This window comes from Streptomyces spiroverticillatus (assembly GCA_014650415.1).
GTDB lineage: Bacteria > Actinomycetota > Actinomycetes > Streptomycetales > Streptomycetaceae > Streptomyces > Streptomyces spiroverticillatus.
In genome coordinates, this window is record BMUX01000006.1 from 193,022 (window position 1) to 217,304 (window position 24,283).

The 24,283-nt window shown below is 71.8% G+C and carries 22 protein-coding genes, 2 tRNA genes and 1 pseudogene; 15 read left to right on the top strand and 10 right to left on the bottom strand.

Going from position 1 to position 24,283, the window contains the following annotated elements; genetic code table 11:
• Positions 1-255 precede the first annotated feature (255 nt).
• A tRNA-Lys gene (locus IE269_RS18115) sits at positions 256-329 on the bottom strand.
• A gap of 128 nt (positions 330-457) precedes the next feature.
• Here IE269_RS18115 and IE269_RS18120 point away from each other — a divergent pair.
• From IE269_RS18120 to rfbB, 6 genes are all read left to right on the top strand, one after another.
• Positions 458-1,591, top strand: a complete 1,134-nt coding sequence (locus IE269_RS18120) for a peptidoglycan-binding protein (RefSeq protein WP_189824043.1) — start codon at positions 458-460, stop codon at positions 1,589-1,591.
• Entirely contained in the window at positions 1,588-2,718 is a 1,131-nt protein-coding gene (locus IE269_RS18125) for an SPFH domain-containing protein (protein WP_189824044.1), read from the top strand. The genes IE269_RS18120 and IE269_RS18125 overlap by 4 nt, the downstream gene beginning before the upstream one ends.
• A gap of 220 nt (positions 2,719-2,938) precedes the next feature.
• On the top strand, positions 2,939-3,532 hold the full coding sequence (locus IE269_RS18130; protein WP_189824045.1) for a lytic polysaccharide monooxygenase auxiliary activity family 9 protein: 594 nt from the start codon (positions 2,939-2,941) through the stop codon (positions 3,530-3,532).
• Positions 3,533-3,718: 186 nt separating this feature from the next.
• The gene (locus tag IE269_RS18135) at positions 3,719-4,633 is read left to right on the top strand and encodes an SGNH/GDSL hydrolase family protein (RefSeq protein ID WP_189824046.1); all 915 of its coding nucleotides are present in this window, start codon (positions 3,719-3,721) and stop codon (positions 4,631-4,633) included.
• Positions 4,634-4,790: 157 nt separating this feature from the next.
• Positions 4,791-7,982: an amidohydrolase family protein gene (locus tag IE269_RS18140; protein ID WP_189824288.1), complete on the top strand. Its 3,192-nt coding sequence runs from the start codon at positions 4,791-4,793 to the stop codon at positions 7,980-7,982.
• Between the two features lie 602 nt (positions 7,983-8,584).
• A complete protein-coding gene (rfbB, locus tag IE269_RS18145) occupies positions 8,585-9,535 on the top strand; it encodes a dTDP-glucose 4,6-dehydratase (RefSeq protein ID WP_189824047.1) in 951 nt (316 codons plus the stop codon).
• A gap of 48 nt (positions 9,536-9,583) precedes the next feature.
• Here rfbB and IE269_RS18150 read toward each other — a convergent pair.
• The 6 genes from IE269_RS18150 to ehuB form a co-directional block, all read right to left on the bottom strand.
• Positions 9,584-9,657, bottom strand: a tRNA-Lys gene (locus tag IE269_RS18150).
• A 94-nt stretch (positions 9,658-9,751) separates the two neighbouring features.
• On the bottom strand, positions 9,752-10,531 hold the full coding sequence (locus tag IE269_RS18155; protein ID WP_229897914.1) for an IclR family transcriptional regulator: 780 nt from the start codon (positions 10,529-10,531) through the stop codon (positions 9,752-9,754).
• 269 nt (positions 10,532-10,800) lie between these two features.
• Positions 10,801-11,586 (bottom strand): ectoine/hydroxyectoine ABC transporter ATP-binding protein EhuA, encoded by a 786-nt coding sequence (gene ehuA, locus IE269_RS18160; RefSeq protein WP_438817582.1) that lies wholly within the window; start codon positions 11,584-11,586, stop codon positions 10,801-10,803.
• Positions 11,576-12,232 (bottom strand): ectoine/hydroxyectoine ABC transporter permease subunit EhuD, encoded by a 657-nt coding sequence (ehuD, locus tag IE269_RS18165; RefSeq protein WP_189824048.1) that lies wholly within the window; start codon positions 12,230-12,232, stop codon positions 11,576-11,578. The genes ehuA and ehuD overlap by 11 nt, the downstream gene beginning before the upstream one ends.
• Positions 12,229-12,912, bottom strand: a complete 684-nt coding sequence (gene ehuC, locus IE269_RS18170) for an ectoine/hydroxyectoine ABC transporter permease subunit EhuC (RefSeq protein WP_189824049.1) — start codon at positions 12,910-12,912, stop codon at positions 12,229-12,231. Before ehuC ends, ehuD begins: the two co-directional genes overlap by 4 nt.
• Positions 12,909-13,799 (bottom strand): ectoine/hydroxyectoine ABC transporter substrate-binding protein EhuB, encoded by an 891-nt coding sequence (gene ehuB, locus IE269_RS18175; RefSeq protein WP_189824050.1) that lies wholly within the window; start codon positions 13,797-13,799, stop codon positions 12,909-12,911. The genes ehuC and ehuB overlap by 4 nt, the downstream gene beginning before the upstream one ends.
• 105 nt (positions 13,800-13,904) lie before the next feature.
• Between ehuB and IE269_RS18180 the strand changes: the two genes are divergently transcribed.
• Positions 13,905-14,405, top strand: coding sequence for a DUF3830 family protein (locus tag IE269_RS18180; protein WP_189824051.1), 501 nt, complete (start codon positions 13,905-13,907; stop codon positions 14,403-14,405).
• Positions 14,406-14,509: 104 nt separating this feature from the next.
• A complete protein-coding gene (locus IE269_RS18185; RefSeq protein WP_189824052.1) occupies positions 14,510-15,073 on the top strand; it encodes a hypothetical protein in 564 nt (187 codons plus the stop codon).
• Between the two features lie 63 nt (positions 15,074-15,136).
• Here the strand turns inward: IE269_RS18185 and IE269_RS18190 are convergent, their stop codons facing one another.
• Positions 15,137-15,868 carry a class I SAM-dependent methyltransferase gene (locus IE269_RS18190; RefSeq protein ID WP_189824291.1) on the bottom strand — a complete coding sequence of 244 codons (732 nt, stop codon included), beginning with the start codon at positions 15,866-15,868 and terminating at the stop codon, positions 15,137-15,139.
• Positions 15,869-16,066: 198 nt separating this feature from the next.
• On the opposite strand from IE269_RS18190, the gene IE269_RS18195 reads away from it, so the two are divergent.
• The 4 genes from IE269_RS18195 (at position 16,067) to IE269_RS18210 (ending at position 18,668) form a co-directional block, all read left to right on the top strand.
• Positions 16,067-16,453, top strand: coding sequence for a hypothetical protein (locus tag IE269_RS18195; protein ID WP_189824053.1), 387 nt, complete (start codon positions 16,067-16,069; stop codon positions 16,451-16,453).
• A gap of 105 nt (positions 16,454-16,558) precedes the next feature.
• Positions 16,559-17,569, top strand: coding sequence for a D-alanyl-D-alanine carboxypeptidase family protein (locus IE269_RS18200; RefSeq protein ID WP_189824054.1), 1,011 nt, complete (start codon positions 16,559-16,561; stop codon positions 17,567-17,569).
• A 198-nt stretch (positions 17,570-17,767) separates the two neighbouring features.
• Positions 17,768-18,382: a WD40 repeat domain-containing protein gene (locus IE269_RS18205; RefSeq protein WP_189824055.1), complete on the top strand. Its 615-nt coding sequence runs from the start codon at positions 17,768-17,770 to the stop codon at positions 18,380-18,382.
• Positions 18,383-18,425: 43 nt separating this feature from the next.
• Positions 18,426-18,668, top strand: coding sequence for a hypothetical protein (locus IE269_RS18210; RefSeq protein ID WP_189824056.1), 243 nt, complete (start codon positions 18,426-18,428; stop codon positions 18,666-18,668).
• Between the two features lie 56 nt (positions 18,669-18,724).
• Here IE269_RS18210 and IE269_RS18215 read toward each other — a convergent pair whose 3' ends face one another.
• A complete protein-coding gene (locus IE269_RS18215; RefSeq protein ID WP_189824057.1) occupies positions 18,725-20,116 on the bottom strand; it encodes an amidase in 1,392 nt (463 codons plus the stop codon).
• Positions 20,109-21,095: a D-2-hydroxyacid dehydrogenase gene (locus IE269_RS18220; protein ID WP_189824058.1), complete on the bottom strand. Its 987-nt coding sequence runs from the start codon at positions 21,093-21,095 to the stop codon at positions 20,109-20,111. Before IE269_RS18220 ends, IE269_RS18215 begins: the two co-directional genes overlap by 8 nt.
• Positions 21,096-21,201: 106 nt before the next feature.
• Here IE269_RS18220 and IE269_RS18225 point away from each other — a divergent pair, with 106 nt between their 5' ends.
• The 3 genes and pseudogenes from IE269_RS18225 to IE269_RS18235 all read left to right on the top strand — a co-directional run.
• Complete coding sequence (locus IE269_RS18225; RefSeq protein ID WP_189824059.1) at positions 21,202-22,104, top strand: maleate cis-trans isomerase family protein; 903 nt, start codon at positions 21,202-21,204, stop codon at positions 22,102-22,104.
• Position 22,105: 1 nt separating this feature from the next.
• Complete coding sequence (locus tag IE269_RS18230; protein WP_189824060.1) at positions 22,106-22,822, top strand: maleate cis-trans isomerase family protein; 717 nt, start codon at positions 22,106-22,108, stop codon at positions 22,820-22,822.
• Positions 22,823-22,995: 173 nt separating this feature from the next.
• A pseudogene (locus IE269_RS18235) lies at positions 22,996-24,006 on the top strand (serine hydrolase domain-containing protein); the annotation flags it as partial.
• Between the last annotated feature and the right edge of the window lie 277 nt (positions 24,007-24,283).

Below are 24,283 nucleotides of genomic sequence, written 5' to 3' on the forward strand. Positions count from 1 at the left end.
GGGCCCCGCCCCGTGGGGTGCTCTCGCACCCCGCATGGCCCGGCCGTCCCCTCGTCGGCCGTCCGAGCCTCAACTCGTCGAACCGTCCGCCCCATTGGAGCCACTGGCTCCAGGATAGATTCCCCGACTCTTCATGTGATCGCAAGGGTCGCCGATCGCAGGGTCGCCGGGACCCGGGGCAGGTCCGGGGAGGGCCCGGACCCGTGGGAATGACCGAGACCCTCCCACCGGTGGTGGGAGGGTCTCGGTTGCGCGTGCGCCGCCAGGGACTCGAACCCCGGACCCGCTGATTAAGAGTCAGCTGCTCTAACCAACTGAGCTAGCGGCGCCTGCTGACATCGAGAACTCTACCGGATGTTCGAGAGTGGTTTGAACCGGCGGGTGCCCGAGATGTCTGTCTTCAGATATTTCACTCCGTCAAGATGCGGTATGTCCGGGCAGTTGGGACACTCGGCGTGTGATCCAGTTCGAGGAGATTCAGCCCGCCGCCGACTGTCCCTGCCCCGGATGCGCCGCCCGGCGGCGGGAGCGCCGGGCGGGCGGCCCCGCCGTACGTGACGGGGGTCACGCCGCACGGGCCGCCCTGGTGCTGGTCACCGCGGCCGGGGCGGTCCTGGGCGGCGGGGGAGCGGCGGGGGCGGCGGAGGCGGTCCCCGGGGAGCGGGTGCCGGGGGACTACCACGACCACAGCGCGCACCGCGCGGAGGAGAAGCGGGCCGAGGCGCGGGAGCGGGCGGGGGGCCGGGAGGAACTCGACGTGCCGTTTCCGCAGGGGCCGGCCGCACCCCTGCACGGCGGTTCCGCTTCCGCTTCCGGTTCCGCTTCGTCGGACGGTGCGGCAGGCGCCCCCGGCCCCTCGGGTGTTGCCGCCGCCCCGAGGCTGAAGCCCGCCACCCGGGCGCAGATCATCAACCGCGCCAAGACCTGGGTCGCGGCCGGAGTCCCGTACAGCATGGAGAAGTACTGGCGCGACGGATACCGGCAGGACTGCTCCGGATACGTGTCGATGGCCTGGGGGCTCGCGGGCAACGAGTGGACCGGCAGCCTCGCCGACTACGGGGTGAAGGTGCCCCGCGACCAGCTCCAGCCCGGCGACATCCTCCTCTTCCACAACGCCGACGACCCGCACGACGGCTCGCACGTCACGATCTTCGGCGGCTGGACCGACTACACCCGCGGCCACTACCTCGCCTATGAGCAGACCCGCCCGAGGACCCGTCACCAGTCCACCCCGCTCGGCTACTGGAACAACGCCGACCGCTATCTGGCCTACCGCTACAAGGGCCTCGTCGGCGGCGCCCAGGTGCAGGGCGCTCCCGGCGCCCCCGTGTATCCGGGCGCGCGGCACTTCCGGCCGGGCCAGTCCAACGCGTACGTGGCACAGCTCGGGCGGCGGCTGACGGAGCGGGGCTTCGGCCGGCACTACACGGTGGGGCCCGGACCCCGCTGGGGCGAGGCCGACCGGCGCAACGTCGAGGCGTTCCAGCGGGCGCAGGGCTGGCGGGGCGCGGCGGCGGACGGCTACCCGGGACCGGAGACGTGGCGGCGGCTGTTCGCCACGGGGGCGACGACGGAGGGTGCGGGGCGATGAGCGAAACCACGGGTACTTCGACGGGTACGGGGACGGGGACGGTCGGCGGCGCCGCCCGCCACCCGGTGATCAGGAACGAGGCCACCACCGAGATCCCGGTGCATCTGCTCTTCCGGGACGAGACGGGGGAGACCCCGGCGGTGGCCGCGGGCACGACCGTCGTCGGGCGGCGGCAGGGCACCGGCGAGCAGCGGCGCGTCACCGGGCAGGGGCCGAAGGCCGTGGCGGACCGGGCGCCGGTGGAGCGGCCGGGACCGGCGGGCCCCGGCTGGGCGGCGGTCGGGGTCGGCCTGGCGGCGGCGGCCGGGTGCGCCGCGGTGCTGTGGTGGGCGGGGCTGGCGCCGGGGCCGGTGCGGGTGATGCTCGGGCTGCCTTTGCGCACGTACGACGGGATGGGCGTCGGGGAGTGGGGTGCGCTGGCGGGGCTGGTCGGGGTGGGGCTGTGCGCGTTCGGCGGGCTGACGCGGGGGAGGGAGGGGCAGGCGTCCGTGCTCACTCTCTTCGGGGCGTACCGGGGGAGTGTGCGGCGCACGGGGCTGGTGTGGCTGAGTCCGCTGCTGGTGCGCCGCCGGGTGGACGTCACGCTCAAGCACTGGCGGAGCGAGCCGCTCGCGGTCGCCGACCGGAGCGGCATTCCGTTGCGGGTGGTCGTGCTGGTGGTGTGGCGGGTGGCGGACACGGCGCGGGCCACGCTCGGGGTGAGCGACCACGCCGGGCATCTGCGCGGGCAGGTCGAGGCGGGTCTGGCCCGGGTGGTCTCGCAGCTGCCCGCCGACGCGCTCGGGGCGAAGGGGGGCGGCGGGGGGCGGACCGTGCGGGACGCGGCGGCGGTCGGGGACGCGCTGACCCGGCAGGTGGCGGCGCGGGCGGCGGCGGCCGGGATCGAGGTGTTCTCGGTGCAGCCGCTGCGGGTGGAGTACGCGCCGGAGGTGGCGGAGGCGATGCGGCGCAGGAGGTTCGCCGCCCTGGATGCGGCGGACCGCGAGCGGGCGCTCGGGACGGCGGTCGACGCGGTGGAGGACACGGTGCGCAGGCTCACCGCGCGGGGGCTCGTGGGGGAGCTGGACGACTACGAACGACGGTCGCTCGTAAGGGAGTTGACGGTGGCGTACCTCGGGGGGAGGTAGCACAGGAGGCATGAATTCCGGGCAAGTTTCCTTAAGTCTTCTTGACTTCCGGCATTGGTCTGGACATGTCCAACTGCCGTCCCTACATTGGGCCTTGGTCTAGACCGCAGTCCCCGGTGGTTCCGGATGATCCCCCGGGAATCCCCAGCAGTGCCACGCGCGCGTGTCCGTACCTCCCGTACAGCTCACAGAACCCCCCCCACGTTCTCCTGGAGCGACCATGCGTAAAAAGGCACTGAGTGCTGCCGTCGTAGGACTCGCCGTCGCGGGCAGCGCCATGCTGGCCACCAGCAGCGCCAACAGCCACGGGTACACCGACTCCCCGATCAGCCGGCAGAAACTCTGCAACAACGGCACCGTGACCAACTGCGGATCCATCCAGTGGGAGCCGCAGAGCGTCGAGGGGCCCAAGGGCTTCCCGGCCGCAGGACCCGCCGACGGCAAGATATGTGCCGGCGGCAACAGCCAGTTCGCCCAGCTCGACGACCCGAGGAACGGCGCCTGGCCGGCCACTCAGGTCTCGGCGGGCCAGAGCTACTCCTTCCGCTGGCAGTTCACCGCGCGCCACCGCACGACGGACTTCCGGTACTACATCACCAAGCAGGGCTGGGACCCGACCAAGCCGCTCACCCGGGCCTCGCTCGACCCGCAGCCGTTCCTGAACGTGCCGTACGGCGGCCAGCAGCCGCCCGCGACACTGACCCACCAGGGAACGATCCCCAGCGGGAAGACCGGCCGCCACATCGTGCTCGCGGTGTGGAACGTGTACGACACGGCCAACGCGTTCTACGCCTGCTCGGACGTGAAGTTCTGACCCTTCCCTCCGGTGCTGTACGTGTGGGCCGCCCCCGGTGCCGACCGGGGGCGGCCCGCGCGCCGTACGGGTGAATTCCGGGGCGAAGGGCTGCGAAGGGGCGTGTTTCCGGGGCTGGATGCGTACGGGAATCCAAAGCTGAATCCCGTTCACGTTCTGCTGCACGCCCTGTCCCGGAGGTACGTCGTGAGATCCGTTCGCCGTCTGGCCGTCGCCCTTGCCGCCCTCGGCGCCCTCGGGGCGGCCGCGCTCCCCGCCTCCGCCGACGCACCGCAGCAATACAAGGAATATGTCGCGCTCGGCGACTCCTGGTCCGCCGACGTCACCGTCCTCGGGATCGACTCGCGGTACGCGCCCAGCGGCTGCGCGCAGAGCAGCTGGAACTACCCCAAGCAGGTCGCCGCCGCCCTCGCCGTCCCCGTCTTCCGGGACGCCACCTGCGGGGCCGCCACCACCGAGCACCTCACCGCCGAGCAGGACGTCAACGTCTTCCCGCTCATCGCCACCGGGGTGAACACGCCCCAGTTCGACCGGCTGACCGCCGGCACCGACCTGGTCACCCTCGGCATCGGCGGCAACGACGCCGGGCTCGCCGGGGCCGTCACCGGATGCATCAACCTGCTGCCCCACCCGGTCGGCCGCTCCTGCAAGGAGACCTGGACCGCCGAGGACGGCTCCGACCTGATGTCCGCGCAGATCGCGGCGGTCGGCCCCAAGGTGAAGGCCGCGGTCGAGGGCATCAAGAAGCGCTCCCCGAAGGCGCGCATCCTGCTGGTCGACTACATGGCGGGGGCGGTCCCGGACCGGGGCTGCTACCCGTACGTACAGATCTGGAACCAGGACCTCATGTGGTTCGGCGCCCGGCTCAAGGAGCTGAACGGGGTGCTGGCGAAGGCCGCCGCCGACACCGGGGTCGAGCTGGTCGACACCTACTCCGGGTCGACGGGGCACGACGTCTGCCAGGCCTCCGGCACCAAGTGGGTCGAGGGCGTCCTCCCTCTTTCCACCAACCCTCCGGGCCTCGCCGTCCCCTTCCACCCCAACCGCCTCGGCGCCGACCACCAGGCCCGCACGGTCCTGACCGCCGTCCGCAACCGCTGATCCCCGGACGGGCCGGGCCTGCGGTGTTCGTTGCCGCAGGCTCAACGCCCGTTGCCAGTACATGAATTGTGGGCAGGGATGGGGCCGTTCCCCGGCCCCACCCCGTTCCCTGGTGGGGCCCTTGCCCACGAGTCCCAGGGAGAACCCCGTGCCCTCCATGCCGCGCCGCACCTTCCTCCAGGCCGCCACCGCCACCGTCGGAGCCGTCGCCGTGGGAGCCGCCGGTGGGGCGGTCGCCGTCCCGGAAGCCGTCGCCGCCCCGCGCAGCCTCCGCCTCACCGCCGCCACCAACGGCGCCGCCACCGTCCACCGCGGCCACTTCGTCGCCGAGGTCCAGAACGTCCTGTGGTCCTTCCGCGCCGACGGCAGACCCGCCACCGCCCTCACCCCGCCCGACCTCGAACCCTCCCGCCCCGTCCTCTCGCCCGACGGCCGCCGCATCGCCCTGTCCGGCTACCGGGGCGGCCACTTCCACATCTGGGTGCTGAACGCCGACGGCAGCGGGCTGCGGGCCCTCACCGACGGGCCGTGGGACGACCGCGGCCCCGTCTGGTCGCCGGACGGCACCCGGCTCGCCTTCTCCTCAGAGCGCGGCGGCGACCCGGTCAAGGGCAGCCCGTACCGGATCTGGACCGTCGAGGTCGCGAGCGGGAAGCTGCGGCAGGTCACCGGGCTCCCCGGGCAGGCGGGGCCGCACCAGGACAAGGCGTGGGAGGACTTCGACCCCGCGTGGGGCGGCGACGGCTCCCGGGTGCTGTTCGTGCGCGGCGGCGTCGAAGGGGCCGCACTCCAGGCCCGTACGATCGCCTCCGTCCCGGCGGACGGCAGCGGACCGGTCGAGACCGTGCACGCCGAGCCCGCCACCGCCCCGCCCGGCGGGCTCCAGACCCCCGCCGTCTCCCCGGGCGGCCGCACCGCCTGGCTGCGCACCACCGCGACCGGCGCCACCGCCCGCTTCCAGCCCGTCGCGCTCGTCGTCGACGGCAAGGAGGCCAAGGTCGGAGGCTCGCTCGCCGTCGTGCCGCCCCGCTGGCTGGACGAGGAGCGGCTGCTGGTCACCCTCGACGGCCAGTTCCAGATCGTCCGGCCGGATCGGGCGAGCACCGGCGAGAAGGTGCCGTTCCGTGCGACGCTGCCGGTCGAGCGGCCCTCGTACCGGGTGAAGAGGTACGAGTTCGAGCCGCGCGGCACCCGTCGCGTACGCGGCATCCAGCAGCCGGTGCTCGCCCCCGACGGCAAGTCCTTCGCCTTCGTCGCCCTCAACTCGCTCTGGGTGCAGCCCACTTCGGGGCGGGGTGCCCGGCCGAGGCGGGTGGTGGAGGCCAAGCCGAGTGTCTATGTGCAGGGGCCGTCCTACAGTCGCGACGGGCGATGGCTGCTGTACGTCGACGACCGCGACGGGCTCAACGGGGTGCGCAGGGTCGAACTCGCCACCGGCAAGGACGAGTTGCTCGCCGGAGGCGGGCGCACGCACCCCGCCCTCTCGCCGGACGGGAAGTGGCTGGCCGCCCTCGACATGGCGGGAGGGCTGGTCGTACGGGACCTGGCGAGCGGCAGCGAGAAGGTCGTCGCCGCGCCGCTCGGCGGAGGCGGGCTGCCCGGACCGCCGAGCTGGTCGCCCGACGGGCGGTACATCGCCTACGCGGACCGCAACCGGCTCAACTTCCGCTTCCGGGAGGGCTACAACCTCATCCGGGTCGTCGAGGTCGCGACCGGGGCCTCCCGGCTCCACCCCGTCGCCCGCTTCGGCTCGCTCTCCGACCGGTACGCCTCCGGGCCCGCCTGGTCGCACGACGGCAAATGGCTCGCCGTGGTCAGCGAGTCCGCGCTGTGGGTGCTGCCGGTGACGGCCGACGGCACCCCGGCCGGGGAGGCCCGCCAGGTCTCCGACTTCGGTGCGGACCACCCCAGTTGGGCCGCCGACTCGCGCACGCTCCTCTACCTCGCCGAGGGCAAGGCGCGGCTCACCACCCGGGGCGCCAAGGGTGCGGGCCGCGAGATCCCGGTGCGGCTCGACTACCGCAGCTCCGCCCCCGCCGACGTCGTCGTGCACGCCGGACGCCTCTGGGACGGCACCGCCGCGGACGGGCGGGTGCGGACGGACGTCGACATCGTCATCCGCGACGGGCGCATCACCGCGATCGAACCGCACCGGGAGGGCCGCCGGGCGGGCCGCTTCGTCGACGCGTCGCGGCAGACCGTCCTGCCCGGCCTCTGGGACGCGCACACCCACCCCTGGCAGTACACGTACGGGGCCCGGCAGACCGCCGTCTCGCTGGCGTACGGGATCACCACGACCGTCTCCCTCGCCGGTTTCTCCTACGAACAGGCCAGGCTCCGGGAGGACATCGTCGCCGGACGGCTGAACGGTCCGCGCCTGCTGACCACCGGCGAACTCCTCGACGGCTCCCGCGTCGCCTACAGCATGGGCCGCGCCCACCGGACGGACGCCGGACTGCGCCGCTCGCTCGCCCGGGGCGCCGCGCTGGACTGGGACTTCGTGAAGACGTACGTACGGGCCCCGCTGGACCACATGAAGCGGGCCGCCCGCTTCGGGCACGAGGAACTCGGCGTGCTGTCCGGGTCCCACCTGGTCTCCCAGGGCGTGCAGAGCGGCGAGGACCTCACCAGCCACCTCATCGCCACCGAACGCGCCGAACAGGGGCACGGGGCGACCAGCGAGGGCTTCACCTACGCGGACACGGTCTCGGCGTACGTCGACGGCGGGCTGAAGCTCCTCGCCACGCCCTTCGTCGCCTCCCCCCTCCTCGGGGACTTCCCCGAACTCGCCGACGACGTGCGGGTCACCGCGATGATGCCGCCGTGGGACGCGGCGGCGGTCCGGGCCTCCGCAGCCAAGCGCCCCACCGACACCGAACGGCTCGCCCTGCGCCGGGAGCTGACGACCTACCGGGGTCTCGTGGACGCGGGCGGCCGGCTGGCCATCGGCACCGACACCCCGATCATGACCGTCGGACTCGCCCTCCACGTGGTGCTGCGGGCACTCGTCCGGGGCGGCTTCACGGCGGCCGAAGCCCTGCGGACGGTGACCCGCACTCCGGCGGAACTCTTCGGGGCGGACCGGGACCTGGGCACGGTCGAGGTCGGCAAGCTGGGCGACCTGACGATCGTGGAGGGCAATCCGCTGGTCGACTTCGACGATCTGGTGAGGGTGCGGGGGGCGGTGGTGGGCGGCCGGGTCCACGAGGGCTCCGCGCTGGGTGAGGCGTATGCGGGCGGCCCGGCCTCGGCTGCTGCCCGCCGCCCGGCTTCGGCTGCTGCCCGGCGTGCGGAGGTGCCGGACTGGCACGGGGTGCGGGGGCAGATGCAGGAGGGCGACTGCTGCTGACCACTCGGGCCGTGGTGGGGGCGCGCTCCTTCCCTCCCGGCCCGGGCAGGCGCGGCCTCGCCCTCGGGAGGGGCACCCTTCCCTCTTCCCTCAGCCCCCTCGGGCGGGGCCGCCCGCCTCCTCCCTCCCCTCCCTCGCCCCCTTGGGCGGCGGGGGCCGCCCCTCCCCCCCCTCTTCCCTCGCCCCCTTGGGCGGCGGGGCCGCCCCCCGGGGGCGGGACGGGCGGGCAAGGGGGCGGCCCCCTCGCTCCGGGCCCGCCCCGGTCCCGGCCTCTGCCCGCACCCCCGATACCGGGTGCGCGCGGCCCCGGGGCCCTCGGGGCGCCTCCCGGTGTTGGGTGCGTGAAGCTCCGGCCCGCTGGGCCAAGGAGGCCCCAGCCCCGCCCCTTCACCTAAAGCGCTCGGCCGCGCGGCTGGGTGGGTGGTTGCTCGCGCAGTTCCCCGCGCCCCTGAAGGGGCACGGCCAAGCAGCCCGGTCGCGCCCGTGCGGCGGAGTCGCAGGTTCGGCGCAGGCCCGTGCTGGAGCGGCACAGCCGACCCTCCGCCCCCCGGCCCGGTACGCTCGGCCGTTGCACGTTCCCGGCAGCGGAGAGTCGTACGGCCATGAATATCCTGCTCACCGGCGCCGCCGGATTCATCGGCTCGGCGTATGCCCGGATGCTGCTCGAAGGGCGGATGCCGGGGCGGGAGCAGGACCGGGTCACCGTGCTTGACCTGCTGACCTATGCCGGGCGGCGGGAGAATCTTCCGGCCGACCACCCCCGGCTCACCTTCGTCCACGGCGACGTCTGCGACGCGTCGCTGCTGCTCGACCTGCTCCCCGGGCACGACGCCGTCGTCCACTTCGCCGCCGAGTCCCACGTCGACCGTTCCATTGATTCCGCCACGGCCTTCGTGCGGACGAATGTGCTCGGGACCCAGACCCTTCTTGATGCGTGTCTGCGCACCGGCGTCGGGCCGGTCGTCGTCGTTTCCACCGACGAGGTGTACGGGTCCATCGAGGAGGGGGTGTGGACCGAGGCGTCGCCGCTCGCGCCGAATTCTCCGTACGCCGCCTCCAAGGCGAGCAGTGATCTCCTCGCCCGCGCGTACTGGCGGACTCATGGGCTCGATGTCCGGGTCACGCGGTGCTGCAACAATTACGGGCCCCGCCAGCACCCGGAGAAGCTCATCCCGCGGTTCGCTTCCCGGCTGCTCGCCGGCGAGACCGTTCCGCTGTACGGGACCGGGGAGAACGTCCGGGAGTGGCTGCATGTGGACGATCATTCGCGGGCCGTGGATCTGGTGCTGATGAAGGGGAGCGCCGGGCGTGTGTACAACGTGGGCGGTGGGGACGCGCTGACCAATGTCCGGCTGGCCGGGATGCTGGTGGAGCTCACGGGGGCCGACCCCGGGCTCGTACGGCACGTGGAGGACCGCAAGGGGCACGACCTGCGGTACGCGCTCGACGACAGCCGGATCCGGGAGGAGCTGGGGTACGCCCCCGAGGTTCCGTTCGGGGAGGGGCTCGCGGCGACGGTGGAGTGGTACCGGGCGCATCCCGGGTGGAGATAGCAAGGAGGGCCGGTACCGAGTGAATCGGTACCGGCCCTCCTTGTCAGGTGCGCCGCCAGGGACTCGAACCCCGGACCCGCTGATTAAGAGTCAGCTGCTCTAACCAACTGAGCTAGCGGCGCTTGACTCGTAAATCGTACCTGGTCCGAGGGGGTGCTCGCGACCACGGGCCTCCGCAGCGGGTCCCGTGGCGGGAAAACCGCGGGAAGCAGCGGTCTACAGGGAGAGCGAGAGGGCCATCGGCGTCGCCCGGCGGTTCAGCGCGTCCGCCGCCTGGCGCAGGCGGTGCGCGTGTTCCAGGGGGAGCGAGAGGGCCAGGCAGCCCACGGCCGCGCCCGCCGTGAGGGGGACCGCCGCGCAGACCGTGCCCAGTGCGTACTCCTGGAGGTCCAGGACCGGGACGGTCGGGGGCTGGGCGTCCAGCTTGGAGAAGAGGACGCGTTCGTTGGTGATCGTGCGCGAGGTGAGACGGGCCGTCTTGTGGCGGGAGAGGTGGTCGCGGCGGCCGTCCCGGTCGAGCTGGGTCAGCAGGCACTTGCCGACCGCGCTGGCGTGCGCGGAGGAGCGGAAGTCGACCCACTCGTTGACCGCCGGGGTCAGCGGGCCCTCGGCGACCTGGGTCACCTTGATCTCGCCGTCCACGTACCGGCCCAGGTATATCGCCGCGCCGACCGAGTCGCGGAGCGTCTCCAGGGTCGCCTGGAGGCGCTGCTGGACCAGCTCGCGGCGGGTGGTGCCCGGGGCGCCGACCAGCTCCAGGGCCTCGCCGGTGACGTACGCGCCGTCGGCGACCTGCTCGACGTACCCCTCGCGGCGGAGCATCAGGAGCACCGGACGCAGTTCGGCGGGGGTGAGTGCCGTCTCGCGGGCGATGCGGTCGGCGGTGACGCCGCCGCTGTGCCGGGAGACCGTCTCCAGTACGCGCAGTGAGTGCCGCACCTGGCGCTGCGCGCCCTGCGGCTGCTGCGGCGTGGTCGGCTCGGGCGTCGGCGCCACGGTGTCCCCCTACGGCAGGTGAGGTATGGCTGTGGAACGGCTGCGTGTGCGATGTGGCTGCGTATGCGGTGTGACTGCGGTGTGGCTGCGGCTGCGTCGATCGTGCGTCGTCACGCGCCACGATAGCCGTCAACCCCCGCCAGCGGGGCGGGGGTTGACAAATTGACTTCCGGGGGCATGGGGGAGTCACCCCTGTGACCTGCGGGGCGCCGCTCCTGGCATATGCCAGGGGCAGATCACAGTTTTCGCGTGGGGTGCCCCCGCGGGGGTCAGAGCACCGCGCCCAGGAATTCCCGCGTCCGCTCGTGCTCCGGGTCACCGAAGATCTTCTCCGGCGGGCCCGACTCGATCACCCGGCCCGAGTCGAACATCAGCACGTCGTCCGAGATGTCCCGGGCGAAGTTCATCTCGTGCGTCACGCAGAGCATGGTGATGTCGGTGGTGCGGGCGATGTCCCTCAGTACGTCCAGGACGCCGGCCACCAGCTCCGGGTCGAGGGCGGAGGTCACCTCGTCGAGGAGGAGGACCTGCGGGCGCATCGCGAGGGCGCGGGCGATGGCGACGCGCTGCTGCTGGCCGCCGGAGAGCTGGGTCGGCTTGGCGTCGCAGCGGTCGCCCAGGCCCACCAGGTCGAGCAGATCACGGGCCCGCTGCTCCGCCTCGTCCTTGGACAGGCCCAGTACGCGCACCGGGGCCTCGGTGATGTTGCGCAGGACGGTCATGTTCGGGAAGAGGTTGAACTGCTGGAAGACCATCCCGATGTTCTTGCGGATCTCGCGGAGCTGCTTCTCGCCCTGGGTCGGGTAGAGCTGCTGCCCGTTGACGTGGATGGTGCCCTCCTCGGGCTTCATCAGCGTCATCAGCAGGCGCAGGATCGTCGTCTTGCCGGAGCCCGACGGGCCGATCAGGGTCACGTGCTTGCCCGGCTTGACCGAGAAGCACAGGTTGTCCAGGACGGTGTTCTTCCCGAACCGCTTGGTGACGTTGTCGAATCTGATCAACTCGTCGGTGGCGGCGGGGTTTTCGGGGGCCGGGATTGCGTTTTCAGCGGACAAGGCGACGCTCCAGGGCTCGCAGCAGAAGGGACGCCGGGTAGGCGATGAGGATGAAGGCGACGCCGACGACGGTCAGCGGCTCGGTGTACTGGAAGGTCGACGCGCTCTCCAGCCGGGCCTGCTGGAGCATCTCCAGCACACTGATCCCGGCAAGCAGCGGGGTGTCCTTCAGCATCGAGACCACGTAGTTGCCGAGCGCCGGCACGATGCGGCGGATGGCCTGCGGGAGGATCACCGCGAACCACGTGCGGTGCGCGGGCAGGCTCAGTGCCGTCGCCGCCTCCCACTGGCCGACGGGCACGGCGTCGATGCCCGCCTTGTAGACCTGTGCGGTGTACGTCGAGTAGTGCAGCCCGATCGCGACCGTGCCGGTGGTGAGCGCCGAGAACTGCACACCCCACTCCGGCAGCACGAAGAAGAGGAAGAAGAGCTGTACGAGGAGGGGCGTGTTGCGGATGAACTCGGTGACGACGTTCACCGGCCACCGCACGAAGCGCGAGGCCGAGCGCAGCCCGAAGGCCCACACCAGGCCCAGCGAGAAGGAGAGGAGGGAGCCCAGTGCCAGCACCTGGAGGGTGAGCAGCACCCCGTCCCAGAAGCGCGGCATGAAGTCCGCCACCGCGGACCAGTCCCAGTTGCCGTTCATCGCGTCCCCCCGGAGATCTGCGCCTTCACGTCGATCCCGATCCCGGCCTTGGCCTTGCGTTCGACCGCCTTCATGCCGCGCGTCAGGAGGAACGCGATCACGAAGTAGATGACGAGGGTGACCGAGTAGATCTGTGCGCTCTCCTGGGTGGCCAGGCGCACCAGGTACGCGGCGAACGACACGTCACCGATGCCGAGCAGCGACACCAGCGCCGTCCCCTTGAGCAGCTCGACGAGGAGGTTGCTGAACGGCGGGATCATCTCCGGCACCGCCTGCGGCAGCAGGATCAGCCGCATCCGCTGCCAGGGCGTGAAGCTCAGCGCGACCCCCGCCTCGCGCTGCGCGGGCGCCACCGAGGCGAGCGCGCCCCGCACGACCTCGGCGCCGTACGCACCGTACGAGAGACCGAGTGCCAGCACGGCCGCCCACATCGGGACGAACGCCCAGCCGATCAGACCGGGGACGACGAAGAACAGCCAGAACATCAGGACCAGCGCCGACGTCCCCCGGAAGACCTCCGTGTAGACGCCCGCCAGGAAGCGCACGACCCACAGCCGGTGGGTGCGCGCCATCCCGATGCCGAAGGCAACCACCGCCGCCAAGAGGGCCGAGTAGACGGTGAGTTGGACCGTCGTCCAGATCCCGGGAAGTATCCAGTGCTGCCACAGGCCCCCGCTCATCGGCACAACTCCTCGGCCGTGAGCGTCGTCATCTCCGCCTGCGTGAAGCCGAACGGCTTCAGGATGCGGAACAGCTCTCCGCTCTTCTTCATCTTGTGGATCTCCACGTTGAAGGCGTCGCGCAGCTCGGCGTCCAGCCTGCGGAAGGCGAAGCCGCCGCCGTCGATCTTCTTCTTGCCGTCGACGAGCGGCGCGAAAGGCGCCGTGGCCTCGACCTTCGTGCTGTTGCGGACGACCTCGCGGCCGGTCAGCGCCGTACCCGCGAAGACGTCCACGCGGCCCGCCTCCACCGCGTTCAGCCCGGCGACCGGGTCCTGGAGGATCACGATCTCCTTCTCCGGGATGCCGGCCGAGACCGCGTAGTCGATCTCCGCGTAGCCGGTGCCGGTGGCGATCCTGGCCTTCTTCGCCTTCACGTCCTGGTACGACGTCAGGCCCAGCGGGTTGCCCTTCTTCACCAGGAAGGAGTCCAGCATCTGGTACTCCGGGTCGGCGAAGATCACCTGCGCGCAGCGGTCCTTGTTGATGTACATCCCGGCCGACACGCAGTCGAACTGCTGGGAGTTGAGGCCCGGGATGAGCGACGAGAAGTCGGTGGCCACCGGCTGGACCTTGCCCACCCCCAGCCGCCCGAAGATCACCTTCGCCAGCTCGACGGCCTCGCCGGTGAACTCCCCCTGGTCGTTGATGTACCCGTACGGCGCCTCACCGGCGATTCCCAGCCGTACGATCCCCTGCGACTTCAGCCGGGCCAGGGTGTCCCCGGTCGGCACCTTGCTGCACCCGGCGACCCCGAGCGCCCCCGCCGCGCCCAGCGCCACCGCCCCACCGCGCAAAAGAGTGCGCCTGGCTATGTGTGGTCTTCTCTCACTACTCGTAGGAGCCATGGGCGCGCGGCTACCCAGGAGTTCACATCCCACTCCACTCAATTCCGGCCCCAGGGGCGGCAGATGCACCCTTGACGAGAGTGAACTCCCGCGCACGATGGGAAGATGACCGACCGATTCGTGGACATATCACTCGACAAGCGCGGTGTGCGCTGCACCGCGAAGCTCCTCGACGACCTGGCCCCGATCACCTGCTCCGCCGTCTGGGACGCCCTCCCGCTCGGCGGCGACGTCTACCACGCGAAGTACGCCCGCAACGAGATCTACGCCCTCTTCCCGGCCTTCGCGGACGCGGAACCCCCGCTGGAGAACCCCACCGTCACGCCCATCCCGGGCGACCTCTGCTACTTCTCCTTCGCGGGCACCCAACTCGCCACCGGCTCCCACGGCTACTCCGCCGACCACGTCCGCCAGGACCGCCCCACCATCGTCGACCTCGCCCTCTTCTACGAGCGCAACAACCTCCTCCTCAACGGTGACCAGGGCTGGGTCCCCGGCATCGTCTGGGGCGCGGTGGTGGAGGGCCTGGACCGCATGGCCGACGCCTGCCAGGACCTGTGGCGCGCGGGCGCGGTGGGGGAGACGCTGAGCTTTCGGCGGGACTGAGGGGGCATGCGCATGCGGTACGGGGGCGGGGGCACCCGAACTCCGCGCTGCGGCAGATGAGTTGAGCGGCGCGAGTCGAGCCGCCGACCCCGAAGGAGCCCTCGATGGCCGCCCCGTACGCCGACGCCTCCGACGACCTGGGCTTCGACTGGCAGGCGGAGAGAAGACGGCTGGACGGCCCGCGGCCCCTGCTGTGGGGGCTGGCCGGGCTGTTCGTGGTGCTGACCGTGCTGGCCGCGCTGTTGCTGGACCTCTGGTTTGCGACGGGGATCGGGTTCGGCGCCGTGGTGTGCTGGGCGGTCGTGGCCTGGAGCGGGGTGCGGCTGCGGCGGCAGTGGTCCGAGGAGCTGGGGGTGCCGGCCGAGGCGCTGCCGGTGCTGGCCCGGCGGATGAACCAGGGGAGGGTTCCGGAGTCGCCGCGGGCGCGGGCGGCGATCGCGGAACTGGCCCGCAAGAGCATGCGGGGTACGACCCTGGGCAAGTGGGTGTACCCGATCGCGGCGGTGATCATGCTGGTCAACGCGGTGATGGGGGGCTTGAGCAGGGACTGGGGGCAGGTCGCGCTGTGGAGTGGCCTGGCGTGCCTTCAGGGCCTGAACTGGTTCCTGACGCGCCGCCGAAGGCGCTGGGCGCGGCGCATCCTCGCGACGACGGAGAGCGACCGGTAGACCACGAGCCCTTCAGCCCGTGGCCCTGCGTGTCCCGGCCCTGCGGTCCCATGGATCCAGGGCCTACGGCCCGACCGGCACGGCCCGCGCCCACGTCTTCGCCGGGTCCATGTACCCCGTCAACGCCAGCCCCGCCTCCCCGAGCGCCGCCTCGAACTCCTCGTCCGTCAGCGGACAGGACAGGAACGTCTGCGTCCACTTCGCGTCGGGGTAGTAGTACTCCGCCACCACCGTCCGCGCCCCCGGCCTCCCCACCCCCTCCGCCGGCGTCGACGCCGCGATCCGGACGACTCCGCCGCCCTCCATGTGCCGCTCGTACGGCAGGTTCTCGTGCATCCCCGCCGCCTCCCGCTGGATCAGCACCACCCCGTCCTCGGCCACGTGCCGCCGGCAGGACGCCAGGATTCCCTCCCGCACCCCTTCCAGCCCCGCGTGCACCAGGAACGACGCGAGCAGCACCACGTCGAAGCGTTCGACGCCCCGCTCCCCGCCCAGCTCCAGCGTCTCGATCGCGCTGCGCACGGTCCGTACGCCGGGAAGGCTCTCCCGTACCGCCGCCAGCATCTCCGGGGACTCGTCGACGGCGGTCACCTCAAGACCCATCTCTGTGAGCGGCCTGGTCAACCGGCCAACCCCGGAGCCGAGTTCGAGCAGACGCAGCCCCCGGAGGCGCTCGCCGATGCCCTTGGCGATCCACTCGGGTTCGTCCCTGACCCCGGCCCGCTTGTAATGCTCCACGGAGCACCCGTCCGGGGTGATAGCCCCTGGTCCGGTACCTTCGTATCCCTCGCGCACGATGTGGTTCATGGGGCGCATCGCAGCACAGCGGGTGCGGCGGGGAAAAGACGTTCTCCAGCCGCAGAAAAGTGCAGGAAAATCATTCCGCTTGCGGGGGAGATGCGGTTAATCTGCGCAAGCCCGCCATAGAGGTGGGGAATTGGTGGAGCAGTCGGGGGAAAAGTGACGGCCGGTCGTGCAGGGAGAATCCTGCTGTTGATCTTCGCCGGACTGTACTTCCTGGGCACCGCGGCCTTCCGCCTGCACACCCAGCTGACCGGCGTCGAGGGCACCCTCGTGGAGGCCGAGTGCGTCGTCTCCGAGGACTCGGAGAAGGGCAAGCCGCTGTACGAATGCGCAGGGTCCTTCCACCCGGCGGACCGTTCCTTCTACATCCCGTACCTCGAAGTGGCCGACACGACCTTCCCCGCCGTGCCGAAGGAGCCCGTCACCGTGTACGTCGACGGGCCGGGCGCGGACACGGCCGTCATGCCCGGCAAGGACGCCTGGCTCGCGTACGCGGTGGGCGGCGGGGTCCTGCTCCCGCTCGGCATCTTCATGGCCGTACGCGGCGGCCGGCGGCGCACTCCCGCCGTGGCCTGAACCGGTCCCTCCGCCGCCCGCCCAGGTGACCGCGCGGTGGGAAATCTCGGCGGAACCCGTGCCCCTGTGCCCGCTCATTCGTCAGGCGGGGTAGGCGACATCCTCATGTGGCCGCACGACATGGGCATCTGGAGTATCACCGTGAACACCGTCAGTACCGTCAATACCGCGAATACCTTGAAGAACCTACGCAACCCCCAGCTTCGCCGCGCCTCCGCGGTCGCCGTGACGGCGGCCGCCACCGCCGGTTCGGTGCTCGCCGCCGGGGTCGCGGCCGCCCCCGCGCAGGCCGCGCCCGCCCCGGCCGTCGCGATCGGGGCGCCGATGGCCCCCAAGGCGCCGACCGTCACCGCCAAGGGTGCGTTCCTGATGAACGCGGCCACGGGGAAGACCCTGTACGCCAAGGCCGCCGACACCCGGCTGCCCACCGGCTCCACCACCAAGATCATGACGGCGAAGGTGGTCCTGGAGTCCAAGGGCCTCAACCTGGACTCCAAGGTCACGATCCAGAAGGCGTACAGCGACTACATCGTCAAGAACACCGCCTCCTCCGCCCGCCTGATCGTCGGCGACAAGGTGACGGTCCGGCAGCTGTTGTACGGGCTGATGCTGCCGTCCGGGTGCGACGCTGCGTACGCCCTCGCCGACACCTTCGGCGCGGGGGAGACCCGCGACGCCCGGGTGAAGTCCTTCATCGGCAGGATGAACGCCTCCGCCCGCTCGCTCGGCCTGAAGAACACCCACTTCGACTCCTTCGACGGAGGCGGCGGCAACGGCAACTACTCCACCGCCCGCGATTTGACGAAGCTCGCGATGAGCGCGATGAAGAACGCCACCTTCCGCAAGGTGGTCGCCACCAAGTCCACGACGCAGCGGACACTCACCAAGTCCGGCGGTCACCGCGACATGAAGTGGGCCAATACGAATCCGCTGCTGTCCAGCTACAAGGGCACCTTGGGCATCAAGACCGGATCGGGCCCCTCCGCCAAGTACTGCCTGGTCTTCGCCACCAAGCGCGGCTCCAAGACCCTGTACGGCACCCTGCTGGCCTCCTCGTCCGACGTGAACCGGGCGAAGGACGCGGGCAAGCTGCTCGACCACGGCTTCAAGAGCTAGGCACCCCCGGCCGCAGGGGCAGGCACGCCCGCCGGACAGGCGGCGGCGCGTGCTTGTCGGCGGGCCCCTGTACGTAAAGCAACGGTGTGCTCCTGTCCGTCACGCGACGCATTGACCCCACAAAGCCCTTCACGGTTGCATCCGGGGGAGCTTCCAGGGGGGAACCGCTGGGAGGAAGCCATGCCCGGGAGGAACAGCATGCGCAGACCGGACCGGAGCACTTCCAGACGTACCAGACGTATCGCCACCGCCCTCTACGCCGCCTCGCCCGGCGGACAGGTCCATCTCCGCGACCGGCGGACCGGGCAGACCACGCAGATGGGCGACGTCACGACAGACCCGAGCGCCCTCGCGATCAGCGCCGACAGGTCGTGGATCGCCTTCCCGGTGCAGCGGATGCGCGCACGGACGATCCAGATGTACTCGGTGCAGTGGGGCTCGCTGCGCGTCCAGTGCCCCGGCAACTTCTGCGACCAGCCGGCGCTGAGCACCACCGGCGGCTACCACGCCTTCGTCAGCCACGCGTCGCCGACGAACTCCGGGCAGCGGGTTCTGGTGGACGGCGAGCAGGGCGGGCAGGCGCTGGTCGCCGACCTCAGCCACGGTGAGGCGTCCCGGCCCTCCATCAGCGGCGACGGCGACCTGGTCGCGTACCAGAACGGTCTGACGAAGGACGTCCACCTGTGGAACCGGGCCACCGGCACCGCAGCCGGTCCGCTCGAAGGCCCGGGCAAGGACGCCACGCTGGTCCAGCTCAGCGACGACGGCCGCAACGGTCGTCTACGTATCCGGTGCCGACACGTACGTCCATGACGTCGCCTCGGGCAACGCCCAACTGGTACCGGACGTCGCGGGGTTGGCCATCGATCCCGCCGACCGCTACCTGCTGTACGCGCCGAACGCCACGGGTGGGCCGTCGCTGGTGCTGCGCGACCTTCAGACGGGTACGGACGAGACGGTCACGGACCAGCCCGCCACCGCGAGGGCCGACGCGGTCAGCGCCGGGGGGCGGGACGTCGTCTTCCAGTCCGCGGCGGACGGGCTCGTGCCCGGCGACACGGACGGTGTCTCGGACGTCTTCGTCCGCACCTTCTTCTGACCGCCCTCCGCCGGGGGCGCCCTCTCTTCCGCCCCGCCCCCGGCACCGGCCCGGCCTCAGCCCCCGGCCACCCCCTCCAACGCCCTCGCCACCCTCAGCACCAGCGCGTCCCGGTGGCGCGCCGCCACCACCTGCACCCCCACCGGCAGCCCCCCGCCGTCCACCCCGCACGGCACCGAAGCCGCCGGCTGCTGGGTGAGGTTGAAGGGGTAGGTGAAGGGTGTCCAGCCCGTCCAGCGGCGCACCCCGAGGCCACGCGGTGCCTCCGCGCCCGCCTCGAAGGCCGTCACCGGGAGGGTGGGGGTGATCAGGACGTCGTACGTCCGGTGGAAGGACCCCATCCGCCGGCCCAGTTCCATGCGGGCGTCCACCGCCGCCAGGTACTCCAGCGCACTCATCCGCGCCCCCGCCCGGACCACCTCCCGCAGCCCCGGGTCCAGCGCCTCCCGCTGCTCGCGGCCCAGCCCCTGCGCCACCCGCGCCGCCCCGCTGAACCACAGCACGTGGAACGCCTCCACCGGGTCCGCGAAGTCCGGGTCCGCCTCCTCGACGTACGCGCCGAGCGAGGCCAGCGCCGAGACCGCGTCCCGCACCTTCGCGGCCACCTCCGGGTGGACGTTGACCTGCCCGCCGAGCGTGGGGGAGTAGGCGATGCGCAGGCCCCGTACCCCGTCGTCGAGCCCGGAGCGTACGCCGTCGTCGGTGACCGGCGACTGCGACCAGTCCCGCCAGTCCGCCTCCCCGGCCATCACGTCCAGCATCAGCGCCGCGTCCGCCGCGTCCCGGGTCATGGGTCCGGCGTGCGCGAGCGTGCCGAAGGGGGAGGAGGGGTAGAGCGGGACGCGGCCGTACGTCGGCTTCATGCCGACGATGCCGCAGAAGGACGCCGGGATGCGGACCGAGCCGCCCCCGTCCGTGCCGACGGAGAGCGGCCCGCAGCCCGCCGCGACCGCCGCCGCACTGCCGCCGCTGGAGCCGCCGGAGGTACGGGACGGGTCGTGCGGGTTGCGGGTGACGCCGAAGCGGGGCGAGTCGGTGACGCCCTTCCAGCCGAACTCCGGGGTCGTCGTCTTGCCGATGAAGACCGCACCGTGCTCGCGCAATCGTGCCACCGAGGGGGAGTCCTCGTCCCAACTCCCCTGCTCAGATATGGAGTACGAGCCTCGGAGGGTCGGCGTGCCCTTGGTGAGGAGCAGGTCCTTGACCGTCACCGGTACACCGTCGAGCAGGCCCTGCGGCTCCCGCCTGCGCCACCGTTCCTCCGATGCGCGGGCCTGGCCGAGCGCGCCCTCGCGGTCGATCGACACGAAGGCGTTGAGCGTCGGCTGGATCTCCTCGGCCCGGTCCAGGACGGCCCGGGCGACCTCGACGGGCGACAGCTCGCCCTTCTCGTAGGCGGCGAGCAACTGGTGGGCGGTGAACGCGGTCAGTGCTGTCGGCTCAGTCATGCAGGGGGACGTACCCAACATTCTTGTCGACTACATTCGGAAGTGGCTTTCCGGCGGCCCACAGGTCGAACAACTCCAGGAACTGGGTGGTCAGTTCGTCGCGCCAGCCGACCACGTCACCGCTCATGTGCGGGGAGACGACCAGTCCGGGGACGTCCCACAGCGGGCTCTCCGGCTGGAGTGGTTCCTGCTCGAAGACGTCGAGCGCGGCCCCGCCGATCCACCGTTTGTGCAGAGCGGACAACAGGTCTTCCTCGACGACGAGTTGGCCGCGTCCGACATTGATGAAGTACGAGTTCGGGCTCATCGCGCCGAAGGCCCGCGCGTCGAACATGCCCCGCGTCGCATCGGTGAGCGGCGCCGCCGCCACCACCCAGTCCGCTCCGGCGAGGAGAGGCATGAGGTCCTCGGGTCCGTGCACCCCTGCGCGGGCCGTGCGCCCCGTCAGCGCCACCTTCACCCCGAGGCCCTTGAGAGTGGCGGCGACGGCGCGCCCGATCGGGCCGGAGCCGACGACGACCGCCCGCGTTCCGGCGACCCTCCGGGTCTCCCGGTGCTGCCAACGCCGCTGCCGCTGCAGCTCGTTGGTGCCGGAGAAGTGCTTCGCCGCGGCCAGGACCAGGCCCGCGACGTACTCCGCGATCGGCGTCTCGAAGATGCCCCGCGCGTTGGTCACCACGGTGTCCGATGCGGTCAGCTCCGGGCACATCAGGTGGTCCACACCGGCGCTCGCGGTGTGCACCCAGCGCGGTCGTGCGCCGGGACCCGGCCAGGCGTGCCGTACCGCGTCCGACAGGAAGTCCCACACCAACAGCACATCCGCCTCGGGGAGTTGACGGGCGATCGTCGACTCGTCACCGTGCAGAATGCGGGTCCGTCCGGTCAGGCTGCCCAGGCGTGGCGGCGGCTCGGCATTCAGGACAAGAAGGGTCACATCGCGCGCGCCGGGCGCAGCGGTCACATCGTTCACATCTGTCATGGCGGAGAAACCATTTCGTCACGTCTGACTTACACGGATGGCGTACGGATTGACCACACTCGTACCCGCACTCTACGGTCGTCAACACCCGTATCTGGGGGCCGCATTGGACATTGACTTTCTCGGCGGGCCACAGCCGCAACGCGGCGTGGGGGTAGTGGCCCCGTTCGACTTCGCACTCGACCGGGAGCTCTGGCGGTGGGTGCCCGACGGCATCTCCCTCCACCTCACCCGCACACCCTTCGTCCCCGTCGAGGTCAGCCTCGACCTCGCCCGGCTCGTCAGCGAGCACCAGACGCTCCGCGAGGCGGTCCGGGCGCTCATCGCCGTCGAACCCCAAGTCGTCGCGTACGCCTGCACCTCGGGCAGTTTCGTCGGCGGCCTCGCCGGGGAACGCGCCATGTGCGAGGCGATGTCCCGGGCCGGTGAGACCGAGTCGGGGGACCTCCCCTCGGTGACCACATCGGGCGCGCTCCTGGAGGCGCTCGGCGCGCTCGGCGCCCGCCGGGTCGCCGTGGTCACCCCGTACACGGAGTCGGTGACACAGTCCCTGGAGGAGTATCTGGCGCAGGCCGGCATCGTCATCACGGGCCGGGAGTTCCTGGGCCTGACCCGGCACATCTGGAAGGTGCCGTACCGGGACGTGGTGGACATGGCGCGGCGGGCGGTGGTCGGTGCGGCCGACTGCCTCTTCATCAGCTGCACCAATCTCCCCACGTACGACGTGATCCCGCAGCTGGAGGCGGAGTTGCGGATGCCGGTCATCTCGGCGAACCAGGTCACGATGTGGTCGGCGCTGAGGCGGCTCGGTGCGGAGGCGGTCGGTCCGTACCAGCGGCTGCTGATGGGTACGCAGCAGGGCACGTCGCCCGTGGTTCCGCCGGTCGTGCCTCCGGTCGCGCCGCTGGCGATGGCTCCGGAGACCGTGCCGGAAGCCGTTTCGGAAGCCCTCCCTCCGCTCACTCCTCCGCCGCTCCCGCCGTTCCCCGAGCAGGAAGGCCTGAACTGACATGACCGCGATCGGATTCCTCTACCCCGGCCACTCCGCCGAGGACGACTACCCGCGCATGGAAATGATGCTGGCCGCCCCCGACATCCGGCTGCCGCTGGTCCACACGGACATCGGCACCGACGCCCATCGCGTCGACGCGCTCCTCGAAATGGGCTCCGCGGACCGCCTCGCGGCCGGCGTCGAAGAACTGCGCCTCGCGGGCGCGGAGGCCGTCGTCTGGGCCTGCACGAGCGCCAGTTTCGTGTACGGGTGGGAGGGGGCCCGCGAGCAGGTCCGCAGCCTGGCCGCGGCCGCCGGGCTGCCCGCCTCCTCGACCTCCTTCGCCTTCGCGGGAGCGGTACGGGAACTGGGCGCGACCCGCGTCGCCGTGGCGGCCACCTACCCGGCGGACGTCTGCGAGCTCTTCGCCGCCTTCCTCAAGGCGGCCGGGGCGGAGGTCCTCTTCACCCGGGCCAGCGGCATCATCACGGCGGCCGAGGTGGGCACCTGGGGCCGGGACGAGGTCCTCGCCCTGGCCCGCGCGGGCGACCACCCGGACGCGGAGGCGGTCCTCCTGCCGGACACGGCACTGCACACGGCGGCCCATGTCGCCGACCTGGAGCGCGAGTTGGGCAAGCCGGTCCTGACCGCGAACCAGGTCACGGTGTGGGAGGGGCTGCGACTGGCGCAGCGGCGGGTGCGGGCGCCGGGGCTGGGGAGGCTGTTCGCCGGATAGCGGCGGCTTGGTGAAAAGGGCTGCCCCGGAGGGGAGTTGATCTCCGGGGCCGCCCTTTCCCGTACCCGATGCGCACGCCATACCCCTCTTGCGCACAGCGTTCCGTCATGCGTGCAGTGTGCGCATCGGGAGAGCGGGCGACCGGCGCGCCGCCCACGACGAGGGGGAGCACCATGACCGGCAACGCCAGCTGGAACGAGCGGGGCGAGTGGAAGGCCGAAGGTCCCTGGGGAGCCAAGGACTCCACCGGCCGCACCTTCGAACTCGCCCGCCGGCAGGCCAGGCTGGACGAACTCCGCGAGGCCCACCACATCCCCGGCGCCTCGCTCGCCGTACTCGTCGACGGCACCGTCCACGAGCTCGCCAGCGGCCTCCTCCACCGGGGCACCGGCGTCGAGGCGACCGTCGACTCCGTCTTCCAGCTCGGCTCGATCGCCAAGCTCTACACGGCCACCCTGGTGATGCGGCTCGCCGACTCCGGCGAACTCGACATCGACGCCCCGGTCGCCTCCGTCCTCCCGGACTTCACCACCGCCGACCCCGAGGCCACCAAGCGCATCACCACCCGCCAGCTCCTCTCCCACACCAGCGGGTTGACCTGCGACTTCACCCACGACAGCGGGCGCGGCGACGACTGCCTGGCGCTCTACCTGGAGGCCGGCGCCGACATCGCGCTCGACTGCCCGCCGGGCACGGCCGTCTCGTACAGCAGCTTCGGCTACAACGTGCTCGGCCGCATCGTCGAGGTCCTCACCGGCCAGACCTGGGACGAGGCCCTGAAGACCCGCCTCCTCGCCCCGCTCGGCGCGACGCACACCATGACCCTCCCCGAGGAGGCCCTCGCCTTCCGCGCCGCCATGGGGCACCTCGGCGAACCCGGGCAGATGCCCGACCCGGCGCCCGCCTGGGACATGATGCCGCGCTCGGCCGGCCCGTACGGGCGGGTCATCGCCAGCGCCTCCGACGTCGTGCGCCTCGCCCGCCTCCACCTCGCGAACGGCGTCGCCGAGGACGGCACCCGCCTCCTCTCGCCCGAGACCGTCGCCGCCATGCAGCGCTGGGAGACGGACGTCCCCGACAGGTGGACGGTCAGCTCGGACGGCTGGGGCCTCGGCTGGACGCTGTACGACTGGAACGGCACGCGGGGGTACGGCCACGACGGCGCCTCCCTCGGCCAGTACTCCTACCTCCGCGTGGTCCCCTCCGCCGGGGTCGCGGTCGCCCTCCTCACCAACGGCGGCAGCGCGCGGCTCCTCTACGCGGCCCTGATGCGGGAGCTCCTCGCGGAGTACGCGGACGTGACGATGCCGGACTCCTTCGCCCCGCCGGCCACGCCCGTGGAGGTCGACTGGACCCCCCTCGTCGGCGTGTACCGCCGCGCGGGCGTCGTCCTCACCGTCACCGAGGGCCACCTCCTCTACGAATTCGTCGACGGAATGGCCGACTTCTCCCCGCCGCTCT